At 40.7% G+C, this 12,639-nt stretch carries 15 protein-coding genes and 1 other annotated feature; all 15 genes read left to right on the forward strand.

Features of this window, described 5'->3' with window-relative positions; genetic code table 11:
* The first annotated feature begins 83 nt into the window (after positions 1-83).
* The gene (gene radA / locus ABC361_RS00455) at positions 84-1,457 is read left to right on the forward strand and encodes a DNA repair protein RadA (protein ID WP_413072193.1); all 1,374 of its coding nucleotides are present in this window, start codon (positions 84-86) and stop codon (positions 1,455-1,457) included.
* 6 nt (positions 1,458-1,463) lie between these two features.
* Positions 1,464-2,537: a DNA integrity scanning diadenylate cyclase DisA gene (disA, locus tag ABC361_RS00460; RefSeq protein ID WP_413072194.1), complete on the forward strand. Its 1,074-nt coding sequence runs from the start codon at positions 1,464-1,466 to the stop codon at positions 2,535-2,537.
* Between the two features lie 152 nt (positions 2,538-2,689).
* Positions 2,690-3,796 carry a PIN/TRAM domain-containing protein gene (locus ABC361_RS00465; protein WP_413072195.1) on the forward strand — a complete coding sequence of 369 codons (1,107 nt, stop codon included), beginning with the start codon at positions 2,690-2,692 and terminating at the stop codon, positions 3,794-3,796.
* Positions 3,797-3,894: 98 nt separating this feature from the next.
* Positions 3,895-4,608 carry a 2-C-methyl-D-erythritol 4-phosphate cytidylyltransferase gene (ispD, locus tag ABC361_RS00470; protein ID WP_413072196.1) on the forward strand — a complete coding sequence of 238 codons (714 nt, stop codon included), beginning with the start codon at positions 3,895-3,897 and terminating at the stop codon, positions 4,606-4,608.
* Complete coding sequence (ispF, locus tag ABC361_RS00475) at positions 4,583-5,059, forward strand: 2-C-methyl-D-erythritol 2,4-cyclodiphosphate synthase (RefSeq protein WP_413072197.1); 477 nt, start codon at positions 4,583-4,585, stop codon at positions 5,057-5,059. Before ispD ends, ispF begins: the two co-directional genes overlap by 26 nt.
* A 68-nt stretch (positions 5,060-5,127) precedes the next feature.
* A complete protein-coding gene (gene gltX, locus ABC361_RS00480) occupies positions 5,128-6,591 on the forward strand; it encodes a glutamate--tRNA ligase (RefSeq protein WP_413072198.1) in 1,464 nt (487 codons plus the stop codon).
* A 7-nt stretch (positions 6,592-6,598) separates the two neighbouring features.
* Positions 6,599-6,815: a binding site (T-box leader), on the forward strand.
* A 69-nt stretch (positions 6,816-6,884) separates the two neighbouring features.
* A complete protein-coding gene (gene cysE / locus ABC361_RS00485; protein ID WP_413075690.1) occupies positions 6,885-7,523 on the forward strand; it encodes a serine O-acetyltransferase in 639 nt (212 codons plus the stop codon).
* Between the two features lie 58 nt (positions 7,524-7,581).
* On the forward strand, positions 7,582-8,976 hold the full coding sequence (cysS, locus tag ABC361_RS00490) for a cysteine--tRNA ligase (RefSeq protein WP_413072199.1): 1,395 nt from the start codon (positions 7,582-7,584) through the stop codon (positions 8,974-8,976).
* Positions 8,977-8,989: 13 nt separating this feature from the next.
* Positions 8,990-9,391 (forward strand): Mini-ribonuclease 3, encoded by a 402-nt coding sequence (locus ABC361_RS00495; protein WP_413075691.1) that lies wholly within the window; start codon positions 8,990-8,992, stop codon positions 9,389-9,391.
* Complete coding sequence (rlmB, locus tag ABC361_RS00500) at positions 9,388-10,224, forward strand: 23S rRNA (guanosine(2251)-2'-O)-methyltransferase RlmB (protein WP_413072200.1); 837 nt, start codon at positions 9,388-9,390, stop codon at positions 10,222-10,224. Before ABC361_RS00495 ends, rlmB begins: the two co-directional genes overlap by 4 nt.
* Position 10,225: 1 nt before the next feature.
* Complete coding sequence (locus ABC361_RS00505; RefSeq protein WP_413072201.1) at positions 10,226-10,735, forward strand: NYN domain-containing protein; 510 nt, start codon at positions 10,226-10,228, stop codon at positions 10,733-10,735.
* An 86-nt stretch (positions 10,736-10,821) separates the two neighbouring features.
* A complete protein-coding gene (gene sigH / locus ABC361_RS00510; protein WP_413072202.1) occupies positions 10,822-11,487 on the forward strand; it encodes an RNA polymerase sporulation sigma factor SigH in 666 nt (221 codons plus the stop codon).
* Between the two features lie 117 nt (positions 11,488-11,604).
* Positions 11,605-11,748 carry a 50S ribosomal protein L33 gene (gene rpmG / locus ABC361_RS00515; RefSeq protein ID WP_413072203.1) on the forward strand — a complete coding sequence of 48 codons (144 nt, stop codon included), beginning with the start codon at positions 11,605-11,607 and terminating at the stop codon, positions 11,746-11,748.
* Between the two features lie 70 nt (positions 11,749-11,818).
* Entirely contained in the window at positions 11,819-12,010 is a 192-nt protein-coding gene (secE, locus tag ABC361_RS00520; RefSeq protein ID WP_176554494.1) for a preprotein translocase subunit SecE, read from the forward strand.
* Between the two features lie 47 nt (positions 12,011-12,057).
* Positions 12,058-12,594 carry a transcription termination/antitermination protein NusG gene (nusG, locus tag ABC361_RS00525; protein WP_099305493.1) on the forward strand — a complete coding sequence of 179 codons (537 nt, stop codon included), beginning with the start codon at positions 12,058-12,060 and terminating at the stop codon, positions 12,592-12,594.
* The last annotated feature ends 45 nt before the right edge of the window (positions 12,595-12,639 follow it).

Below are 12,639 nucleotides of genomic sequence, written 5' to 3' on the forward strand. Positions count from 1 at the left end.
TCCTCCGGTTTTTTTAAAAATCAAGCGTTTTTTCCTTGTTTTTGGTACACTTGGCATAGTGGAAAGTAACGGAGGAATGAACGATGGCAAAAGCAAAAACGAAATTTGTCTGTCAAGAATGCGGATATGAATCAGCGAAATGGATGGGGAAATGTCCAGGGTGTCAAAGCTGGAATACATTGGTGGAAGAAAAAGCAGTACAAGAAAAGCAACGATCAAGAAGTTATGTCACGTCAGGTGCAACGATTCATAAAGCCCAACCAATAACAAGTGTCGTGAGCGAGAAGGAACCACGTGTGAGTACGACGATGACAGAGTTGAATCGGGTGCTTGGTGGGGGGATTGTCCCAGGTTCTCTTGTCTTGGTAGGTGGTGATCCGGGAATCGGAAAATCAACACTTTTATTGCAATTATCTGCGAAGTTAGCAAAAACGAAAGAGCGGGTACTGTACATTTCAGGAGAAGAGTCTGTAAAACAGACGAAACTGAGAGCGGATCGATTAGAGCTCTCGTCAGAAGATCTCTATGTACTTGCGGAAACCGATGTATCTCTTATTGAACAAGCGATTGATCAAGTACAGCCCTCTTTAGTAATCATTGATTCTATTCAAACCGTCTATCAAGAGGAATTAACTTCAGCGCCTGGAAGTGTTGCTCAAGTTCGCGAGTGCACAGCTACGTTTATGCGCATTGCAAAAACAAGAGGAACGGCTGTTTTTATTGTTGGCCACGTAACGAAGCAAGGGTCCATTGCAGGGCCTAAAATGCTCGAACATATGGTTGATTCGGTGTTGTACTTTGAAGGGGAGCGCCATCATACGTATAGAATTCTTCGAGCCGTAAAAAACCGTTTTGGTTCAACGAATGAAATGGGCATTTTTGAAATGAAGGAACTAGGTCTAGAAGAAGTGCTTAATCCATCTGAAATCTTTCTGGAGGAGCGTTCACAAGGTGCTGCAGGTTCAGTGGTTGTGGCTTCAATGGAAGGGACAAGACCTGTTCTTGTGGAGTTACAGGCATTGATTTCACCTATGGGATTCGGAAATCCAAGACGAATGGCTACTGGATTAGATCATAACCGTGTGTCACTTTTAATGGCGGTCTTAGAAAAAAGAATTGGCATGCTGTTACAAAATCAAGATGCGTATTTAAAAGTGGCTGGGGGTGTGAAGCTGGATGAACCGGCCGTTGATTTAGCCATTGCACTAAGTATTGCCTCTAGCTTTCGGAATCAACCAACAGAGCCGATGGATGTTGCAATTGGAGAAGTAGGTTTAACAGGTGAAATTAGACGGGTATCTAGAATAGAACAGAGAGTAAATGAAGCGGCGAAGCTAGGCTTTAAGCGCGTTATTATTCCAGAAAAGAACTTAGGTGGTTGGACGACGCCTGAGGGAATTGAAATAGTAGGCGTGGCAACGCTTGATAAAGCACTCGATGTTGCTTTAGGGAGGTAGTAGGAAATGGAAGAGAGAAATCGAACAGCTTTTATCCAAAATATCTTAAAATTAGTAGCGCCTGGTACACCTTTGCGAGCTGGGATTGATAACGTGTTGCGTGCGAATACCGGTGGTCTAATTGTTTTAGGCTATAACAACGAAATGATGAACATTGTAGATGGTGGCTTTTTTATAAACAGTGATTTTTCCCCGGCATATTTGTATGAGTTAGCAAAAATGGATGGTGCAATTATTTTAAGTGAGGACGGAAAGCGTATTTTATATGCGAATACTCAGCTAGTCCCTAATAACAATATTACATCGAGCGAAACAGGCATTCGACATCGGTCTGCGGAACGGGTAGCAAAACAAACTGGTAACTTAACGATTTCGATTTCACAAAGACGAAACGTGATTACCCTTTATCAAGGAGAGCATCGTTATGCGTTAAAGGATATTGGCGTCATTTTAACAAAAGCCAACCAAGCGATTCAAACCCTTGAAAAATATCGTTCTGTCTTAGATCAAAGTATTACGAATCTAGGTGCTATGGAGTTTGAACAGCTTGTTACGTATAGCGATGTAGTGCAGGTAATCCATAGAGTACAGATGGTCTTACGAATTAAACAGGAAATCCAAAACTTTGTGTTGGAACTTGGGGATGAAGGACGTCTCATTACGATGCAGTTAAGAGAGCTTGTCTCTAATACGGAGCAAGAGGCCATACATCTATTAAAAGATTATTCGAAAGATCGCCATCAAGACGTGACAAAAACGTTGGCTGAATTGACGAACCTTTTAAATGAAGATTTATTAGATGAGCAGGCAATTGTGAAAGCACTTGGATTTGGAAGATCAACCAATTTCCTTGATCAACCTGCCTCTCCTCGTGGTTATCGAATTCTTCATCGTATTCCTAGACTTCCATCTCAAATTATTGAGAATGTCATTAATGAATACGGCCATCTATCCAGCGTCATGGTTGCAACTGTCGAACAATTAGATGAAGTAGACGGAATTGGAGAAGCTCGTGCCAAAATGATAAAAAATGGATTGAGTCGGATACAGGAACAATTGTTTGTAGACCGACACATTTAAAAAAGAAGGGCGATTTCCCTTCTTTTTGTGTCTAAATTGAAACGTTAATCTTGTAGAATTCAATATTTCATGTTTTTTTGTGGGAAATCCAGTTTGCTAGGTTTGAGAGTTGTATACTTGTCTATAATAGCTACAAGGAGGTGTATACATGCATGCTTAAATGGATTATTCAGATCTTTTTTATATTGGCCGGAGCCACATTAGGTGTTTTGTTTGTTCCAGAATTGATTGATGCGACAGGTTATGTTGTACCCGCTTGGTTAGATACCCCATACACAGGAGCGACCATTGGTGCACTACTATTTTTTATCGTATCGTTGTTTATAGCACGTTATATTGTTAATTTTTTCAAAATGGTCGAAGAAACGATTGTGAAAGCCCCGATAGCGGATGTATTAACGGGTTCAATCGGTCTTATCGTTGGGTTAATTGTCGGTTATTTAGCAGGTACGCCGTTAAATTTATTTGATTTCCCTGTTATTAGCGACATTTTGCCGAGTTTCATTACAATATTAGTTGGTTATCTTGGTTTCCAAATTGGATTTAAAAAGCGTGATGAGATGATGCAATTTATTCAATCTGTTCGTACTCCAAAGGAACGTGAGGGTCAGAAGAAGAAAGACGAAGATGACGAGAATGAAAAAAGTGGGCAACAGCTAAAAATTCTAGATACCAGTGTTATCATTGACGGAAGAATTGCAGATATTTGCCAAACGAACTTTTTAGAGGGAACGCTCGTGATCCCGCAATTTGTGCTAGATGAGCTACAGTATATTGCAGATTCATCAGATGCATTAAAACGAAACCGTGGACGAAGAGGTCTTGATATATTAAATCGAATTCAAAAAGAACTTCCTATCGATGTGGAAATTTATGAAGGCGATTTTGAAGAGATACAAGAAGTAGATAGCAAGCTTGTTAAATTAGCGAAAGTGACGTCAGGTGTCGTTGTGACAAATGACTTTAACTTAAATAAAGTGTGCGAGCTACAAGGTGTTCAAGTATTAAATATTAATGACTTGGCTAACGCTGTTAAGCCTGTAGTATTGCCAGGAGAAGTCTTAAGTGTACATGTCATTAAAGAAGGTAAAGAAAACCACCAAGGGGTTGCTTATCTAGACGACGGTACCATGATCGTCGTAGAAGGTGGTCGTGATTGGATTAATAAACATACCGACGTTACGGTGACAAGTGTCTTGCAAACAAGTGCAGGCAGAATGATCTTTGCTAAACCGAAATCGCTAGAAAAGGCCCAGTAAGGGTATTCAAGAAACCTGTCCTTCTTAGGGCAGGTTTTTTTGAGCAAATGTAGCTTCCGTGGTAAACTACGGGTAAGGTATAGTTGAAGGAGATTAAGATGGAATATAAAGCAATTGTCTTGGCTGCGGGTCAAGGGAAGCGAATGAAGGCTGGCTTTAATAAACAGTTGATTAAGCTAGGCGACATCCCACTCATTATTCATTCGCTCCGTTTGTTTGAACAGGATTCACAGTGTAAAGAAATTATGCTTGTTGTAAGTAGGGAAGAAAAAGAGGACATGCAGCATCTTGTTCAATCGTATGCAGTTGAAAAGGTAGGTCAATTTGTTGTAGGTGGAAAAGAGAGGCAAGACAGTGTCTACGCTGCACTGCAAGCGATGACAGAATCGGATCTTGTTTTAATTCATGATGGTGCAAGACCCTTTGTGACGCAAGACGTGATTGGTAAAGTAGTGGCTCAAGCGAACGTGCAAGGTGGAGCAATTGCCGCGGTTCCTGTGAAAGACACGATAAAAAAAGTAACGTCAGGTGCCATAAGTGAGACGGTACAACGAGATGACTTATGGTCTGCACAAACGCCGCAAGGGTTTCAATATCATTTAATCATGACTGCACATGAAGAGGCGAGGCAAGCAGCGTACTTGGGCACAGATGATGCAAGTTTGCTTGAACGACAAGGAAATCAAGTAGCGATTGTTGAAAGTGACTATTTGAATATAAAATTAACGACAGCAGAAGATCTATTATTTGCAGAGACGATCTTGAAAACAAAGGAGAAAACAGAACATGATTCGAATCGGACAAGGGTATGATGTACATCAACTAGTAGAGGGAAGACCCTTAATCCTCGGAGGTCTGGAAATTCCTCATCATAAAGGATTACTCGGTCATTCTGATGCAGATGTACTTTTACACACCATTACAGATGCAGCCCTAGGTGCAATCGCTGCTGGCGATCTAGGAAAGCATTTTCCTGATACGGACGAAGCATTTAAAGATGCGGATTCAAAAGTACTGTTGCAAAAAGTTTGGGCGTTAGTAAAGGAAGAGGGTTATACATTAGGGAATGTGGACTGCACGGTGATGGCACAAAAACCAAAACTTGCCCCGTATATTGATCCAATGCGCCAACAAATTGCGCAACTTTTGGAAACGGATATTAAAAATGTTGGCTTAAAAGCGACGACAACAGAAAAGTTAGGTTTCGTCGGTCGTGAAGAAGGAATTGCAGCTCAAGCGGTTATTTTGTTAACGAAAAGCTAATCCATCTTTGTTTTGCAGGTAGAACGTGCTAGAATAATTCAGAATAAGAGCTAGAGGAGTGCAGCGACATGGCAAAAGAAGTACGGGTACGGTTTGCTCCAAGTCCAACTGGACATTTACATATTGGTGGAGCAAGATCAGCATTGTTTAACTATTTAATGGCGAAGCATACAGGTGGGACATTTGTACTTCGTATTGAAGATACAGATCAAGCAAGAAATGTGGAAACGGCAACTGAAAAGCTAATGGATAGCTTGAGATGGCTAGGAATTCAATGGGACGAAAGTGTTGATACTGCTGAAGGACAATATGGTCCATACCGCTCAATGGAGCGCGTTCATTTATATAGAGATTATGTTCAACAACTCATAGATGAAAACAAAGCGTATTATTGTTATATGACCGAAGAAGAGCTTGAGGCAGAGCGTGAAGCGCAAAAAGCACGCGGTGAAATGCCAAAGTATAGTGGCCGCGATCGTGATTTAACGGAAGAAGAGCGTGCGGCGTATGAAGCAAAGGGGATTAAACCGGTTGTTCGTTTTAAAGTTCCACAAAATCAAATGATCACGTTCCAAGACTCGGTAAGAGAAGAAGTATCGTTTGATTCAAACGGAATTGGTGATTTTGTTATCGCTCGTAAAGATGGCGTGCCGATGTATAACTTTGCTGTTGTCATCGATGATCATCTTATGAAGATTAGTCACGTTATCCGTGGAGAAGAGCATCTATCAAATACGCCAAGACAAATTCTTTTGTTTGAAGCATTCGGTTGGGAAGTGCCGACGTTTGCGCACGCATCCCTAATCTTAAATCCAGACCGCCAAAAAATGAGTAAGCGTGATGAATCCATCATTCAGTTTGTGGAACAGTATAAAGAGCTCGGCTATATGCCAGAAGCATTGGTTAATTTCTTAGCTTTACTAGGTTGGTCTCCTGTAGGGGAAGAAGAGATCTTTACGCTCAAACAATTAGAGGAGCAATTTACGCTTGATCGGGTTTCAAAAGCTCCTGCTGTATTTGATACAGACAAGCTTGCTTGGATGAATAACCAGTACATTAAAGAAGCGAGTTTAGAGAGTGTCATTGAGCTTGCTTTACCTCATTTGGTTTCTAGTGGGCGCATTTCCGAAAATATGGGCGAAGAGCGTTTAGAGTGGGCAAAGCGTTTAATCGGTCTTTACCAAGAGCAAATGCAATATGGCGCAGAAATCGTCACGTTGACGGAACAATTTTTCAAAAAAGACGTAGATTATACAGAAGATGCGAAAGCGGTTTTAGCCGAAGAACAAGTACCAGAAGTGCTTACACAATTTGCGAACGAGCTTGATCAGTTAGAAGAGTATACTGTTCCGGAAATTAAAAAGGCCATTAAAGCAACGCAGAAAGCTACAGGACATAAAGGGAAGAAATTATTTATGCCGATTCGTGCCGCTGTAAGTGGTCAAACACACGGGCCCGAACTTGGCGATACGATTGAACTTCTAGGGAAAGCGGTTGTAACAAGTCGCTTACATGAAGCGGTACAACAATAGCATATAGACATACATGTTGATTGGGAAAAGTAAACACAGGAGTTCTACAGAGAGAATGACCAAGAGCTGGAAGTCATTTAGAAGGAATGTGTTGAACATGCACCCATGAATCTTGCTTTGAATGCATACGCGTAGTAGGAGTGAGCGGTAAACCACGTTAAGGTTGAAGAGATCCAGAGTAATGCTGGAAAACAGAGTGGAACCGTACAAAATGTGCCTCTGTACCTACTGTAGGTACGGAGGTTTTTTATTGTCACAAAAAGGAGGGAAATCGATTGAGTTTATTGCGAACCATGTTAAGCGACATTGATGTTGTATTTGACCGAGATCCAGCAGCTCGAAATAGGCTAGAAATCATTTTTACGTATTCAGGCGTACATGCGATCTGGGGGCATCGGATTGCTCACGCATTATGGAAAAGAGGGTGCTTTTTTTTAGCACGATTACTCGCACAGTTCGCTCGCTTTCTAACGGGAATTGAAATTCATCCTGCGGCTCAAATTGGCGAGAGGCTCTTTATTGACCATGGGATGGGTGTCGTAATCGGAGAAACGTGTGAGATTGGCGATGACGTGACGATTTTCCAAGGTGTGACATTAGGTGGAACTGGAAAAGAAAAGGGAAAGCGACATCCAACGGTGAGAGATGGTGCGTTAATTGCGACTGGAGCAAAAGTACTTGGATCCTTTACGATTGGCGAGCAAGCACGAATTGGTGCGGGATCCGTTGTGCTAAAAGAAGTACCTCCATACTCAACGGTTGTAGGGATACCAGGAAAAATTGTTATCAAAAACGGAAAAAAAGTAGCTTCTTCGCATACATTAGATCATTCATTACCTGACCCAATTGCCGACAGTATTTCAGAAATGGAAAAAGAAATTCAGCGTTTAAAACAAGAGTGTGCCCGGTTATCAGAAGAGAATAGTCGCTAGACGACGTAACGATACCAATTGTTTAGACGGATCATAGAGACTGGAAAGGAAGTTAACGATGTTAAGAATTTATAATAGCTTAACCAATCGAAAAGAAGAGTTTAAACCAATGGAGCCAGGTAAAGTGAAAATGTATTTCTGTGGCCCAACGGTTTACAATTATATTCATATTGGGAATGCAAGACCTCCGATCGTGTATGACATGGTGAGACGTTATCTCGTCTACCGTGGTTACGATGTTACCTTTATTTCTAACTTTACAGATGTAGATGATAAGATTATCCGCGCTGCTCAAGAACTTGGTGAAGAAGTATTTGAAGTGGCTGAACGTTTTATTGAAGCTTATCATGCTGATACAGAGGCATTAAATGTTCAGAAAGCGGATATGCACCCACGTGTGACGGAAACAATGGATGATATTATTGATTTTATTAAGCAATTAGAGGAAAAAGGATTTGCCTATGAAGCAGGTGGCGACGTCTATTTCCGTACAAGAAAATTTGATGACTATGGCAAGCTCTCTGGCCAATCGTTAAACGAGTTACAAAGCGGTGCACGAATTGGCGTAGATGAACGAAAAGAAGATCCAGTTGACTTTGTTTTATGGAAAGCGGCAAAACCAGAGGAAATTTCATGGGAAAGTCCTTGGGGACATGGTCGACCTGGCTGGCATATTGAATGTTCCGCAATGATTAAAAAGAATTTAGGCGATACAATCGATATTCATGCAGGAGGAAAAGATTTAACGTTCCCACACCACGAAAATGAAATTGCGCAATCTGAATCATTAACAGGTAGAAAATTAGCGAATTACTGGATGCATAACGGGTTTGTCAACATTAATAACGAAAAGATGTCGAAATCCCTTGGTAACTTCGTATTAGCCCATGACATTATTCAACAATATCCGGCAGAAGTTGTCCGATATTTTATGCTAACGACTCACTATCGTACACCAATTAACTTTAGTGATGAATTATTGGTAAGCGCAACGACAAGTTTAGAGCGATTAAGAAATGCGGTTACGAATTTAAAACATCGTTTAAACGAAAGCGTTGATTTAGGCGAGAAAGAACAGTGGCTTGAAAAAATTGAAACGTATAAACAGCGTTTTATCACGGAAATGGACGACGATTTTAATAGTGCGAATGCCATTAGTGTCTTATTTGATTTAACAAAAGAGGCAAATGTGTATGCGAACGAAGCACAAACATCAAAAGCGGTGTTATCAGCGTTTCTACAACTCTTTGAAGAAATTAGTGACGTATTAGGCATACAGCTACATCAAGAACAAGCGTTGTTAGATGAAGAGATTGATGCGCTCATCGAAGAGCGAAATGAAGCACGGAAAGCAAGGAATTTTGCTCGTGCAGACGAGATTCGAGATACACTGAAAGAAAAAAAGATCTTGTTGGAGGATACGGCTCAAGGTGTGAGATGGAAGCGAGGATAACGTGAAGTCAAAAATGGAATGGAAGCAGTTAAATGGTTTAGCTTTAGCTTATATGGGGGATGCCGTCTTTGAGAAGCACGTTCGTTTTGAGCTTCTTAAAGATGGGGCTGTACGCCCAAACAGACTGCACCGTGCAGCAACTACCTACGTATCTGCAAAAGCACAGTCGTATATCCTGCATGAATTAGAAAATAAAGGCTGGTTAAGTGAAGCGGATATAGCAGTCGTGAAAAGAGGAAGAAACGCAAAGTCTCATACTGTTCCTAAAAACACTGACATCGCGACATATCGTAATTCTACAGGGTTTGAAGCACTACTAGGTTACTTATATGTATTAGAGGAAAACGAACGTTTAGAGCAGTTGATGAATCAAGCTGTTCAAATCATTAAAGATAAAGGAGGGCTGGAATCATGAAAAAAGAACGTCCACCACATGAGAAAAAAGGAAAACCCAAGCGCAGCCCGGATAAAAGCAATCGTCAACCGAGTGAAGCACCTAATGAAAGTCAAAGTGAATTTGTTACAGGGAAAAATCCAGTCATCGAATCCCTAAAGTCTGGGCGAGAAATTCACAAAGTCTGGGTCGGAGAAGGGTCGCAACGAGGTCAAATGACGAATCTGATTCAGCTAGCGAAAGAAAAGAACATTCTTGTCCAAACGGCACCTAAGAAAAAGCTTGATCAGCTCGTTGGCCACCAAAACCATCAAGGCGTGGTTGCATCTATAGCTGCATATAGCTATGCAGAGATTGATGATTTGTTTGCAAAAGCTGAGGAAAAAGGAGAAGATCCGTTCTTTCTCATTCTCGATGAAATTGAAGACCCGCATAATTTAGGCTCAATTATGCGTACAGCTGATGCAGTCGGCGCTCATGGAATTATTATTCCAAAACGCCGTGCAGTTGGTTTAACACAAACCGTCGCAAAGTCATCTACAGGGGCGATTGAATACATTCCTGTTGCGCGAGTGACAAACATTACGCGAACAATGGACGATTTAAAAAAGCGCGGTCTATGGTTTGCTGGCACTGATGCTAAAGGTGATCAAAACTACAATCAAGGTTCTTTTGATTTGCCCCTTGGGCTCGTAATTGGGAGTGAAGGCAAAGGAATTAGTCGCTTAGTAAAAGAGAAATGTGATTTCTTGTTACAGATTCCCATGGTTGGAAATGTAACGTCGTTGAATGCTTCAGTTGCTGCTAGTTTATTAATGTATGAAGTGTTCCGAAAAAGAAAAGGAATCGATTGAAATGAACATTCTGCTCGTTGATGGCTATAACATGGTTGGAGCGTGGCCTGAATTACAGCGGCTCAAAGATAAAGATCTAGGGCAGGCAAGGGACAAGCTTGTAGGTATGCTCGCTGAATACGCAGCCTATACAGGGTATGACGTTAAGGTTGTGTTCGATGCACATATGGTTTCTGGGATCGGAAAGGCCTATCACACGCACCGAGTGGATGTAATTTATACAAAAAATAAAGAAACCGCAGATGAACGAATTGAGAAGCTAGCTCGTGAGTTAAAACGAATTGACCGCGTCATTTATGTGGCGACTTCTGACATGGCGGAGCAATCTGTTGTGTTTGGAAGCGGCGCATTACGTAAATCAGCGAAAGAGCTTTTAATTGAAACAGAGCTAGCTTCAAAACGAATCGACAAAATGGTACAAAAGACAAAGTTAGTGCAAGAATCGTCGAAAATTAGCTTATCAAAGGAAGTTGCTGAAATTTTTGAAAAATGGCGTCGAGGTGACAAATAAGCTGTTGACCTGCTAGAAAAATGTACTATATAATGTGTATAACTTTTCACAACATTATGTCTATGCAATCGCGAGGAGTGATTAGTTTGGGTGCAGGTCTAGTAGATGAAGTCGCAGTAAGGTTTCAGGAAAATTCGTTTGTTAACTGGGAAGATGATTCACTAATTAACGAAGTTCGAACAGGCAATACACTTGCATTAGAGCATTTAATTGGTAAGTACCGCAATTTTGTCAGAGCGAAGGCACGGTCTTATTTCTTAATTGGCGCTGATCACGAAGATATCGTGCAAGAGGGAATGATTGGACTTTATAAAGCGGTACGAGATTTCAATGGGGACAAGCTTTCTTCGTTTAAAGCATTTGCAGAACTATGTATCACTAGACAAATTATCACGGCGATCAAAACAGCAACGAGACAGAAACATATACCGCTAAATTCCTATGTCTCATTGGACAAGCCTTTATATGATGAGGAATCAGATCGAACGCTAATGGATGTCATTTGTGGAAACAAAATCACAGATCCAGAAGCATTGTTAATTAACAGAGAAGAATTTTCCTACATTGAAGGCAAAATGAGTGAGATCTTAAGTGAATTAGAACGGCAAGTATTAATGCTTTATTTAGATGGGCGAACCTATCAGGAGATATCAATAGATTTAAAACGCCATGTTAAATCGATTGATAATGCGCTTCAACGTGTAAAACGAAAGCTTGAACGTTACGTTGAATTAAAGAGTGTAATGCTATAGAGAATAAGGGCGTGGACCTGTGTCCCGCTCTTTTATTCTTTTGCCATAGATTGACACTACCTACTAGCTGTGCTAGAGTCTAAGGGCATGTGGATTCGTTGGAGGTGTAGAATTTTAATGAAAAAACGCATTTTGGCTTGTGAACGTTGCCAAGCGAGAAACTACTCGTATCCAGCGGATAACAAAACGCACGCCCGATTAGAAATGAAGAAATTTTGCAAACGATGCAATGAACATACGCTCCATTCAGAAACAAAATAATTAGCTTAGAAAACGTCCTATGAGGCGTTTCTTTTTCGAGATTCCAAACAATGGAGGTGCTCCTAGCAAGATGGCTGATGAAAGAAAGGGCCCTGTGACGTTTCTTCGCAATGTAGGCAAAGAAATGAAGCGAGTATCATGGCCAACTAGAAAAGAACTTACAAAATATACACTTGTTGTATTAGCAACATTAACAGTTATGGTTGGATTCTTTTTCGTAGTGGATGAAGCAATTTCGTTTTTATTACGATTTTTACAATAAGAAAATAAATGTGTATTAGAAGGAGGGAAGGACAACTGTCCTGAAAAATGGAAAAGAATTGGTTTGTGGTACACACGTATTCAGGTTATGAAAACAAAGTAAAAGCAAATTTAGAAAAACGTGTGGAATCAATGGAAATGACGGATCACATTTTCCGTGTTTTGGTTCCTGTTGAAGAAGAGACGGAAACAAAGAACGGAAAAACAAAACAAGTGACAAAGAAAGTCTTTCCAGGTTATGTATTAGTAGAAATGGTTATGACAGATGACTCTTGGTACGTTGTGCGGAATACACCAGGTGTAACGGGCTTCGTTGGTTCTTCAGGTGCTGGTTCTAAGCCAACTGCGTTAATGCCTGATGAGGTTGAGCGTATTCTGAAGCAAATGGGTGTAGAAGAACAACATATGGACGTTGACTTTGAAATTAAAGAATCTGTTAAAGTGAAAACAGGACCATTTGCAGATTTTGTTGGTACAATTGAAGAGATTCAGTTGGACAAGCAAAAGTTAAAAGTTCATGTGAACATGTTTGGAAGAGAAACACCGATTGAACTAGAGTTTGCGCAAGTAGAAAAGATTTCATAAAAAACTTGCACCATCTGCATTTAGGTGATAGAATCTTAATGTTTA

Source organism: Shouchella phoenicis, assembly GCF_047238345.1.
Lineage (GTDB): Bacteria > Bacillota > Bacilli > Bacillales > Bacillaceae_D > Shouchella.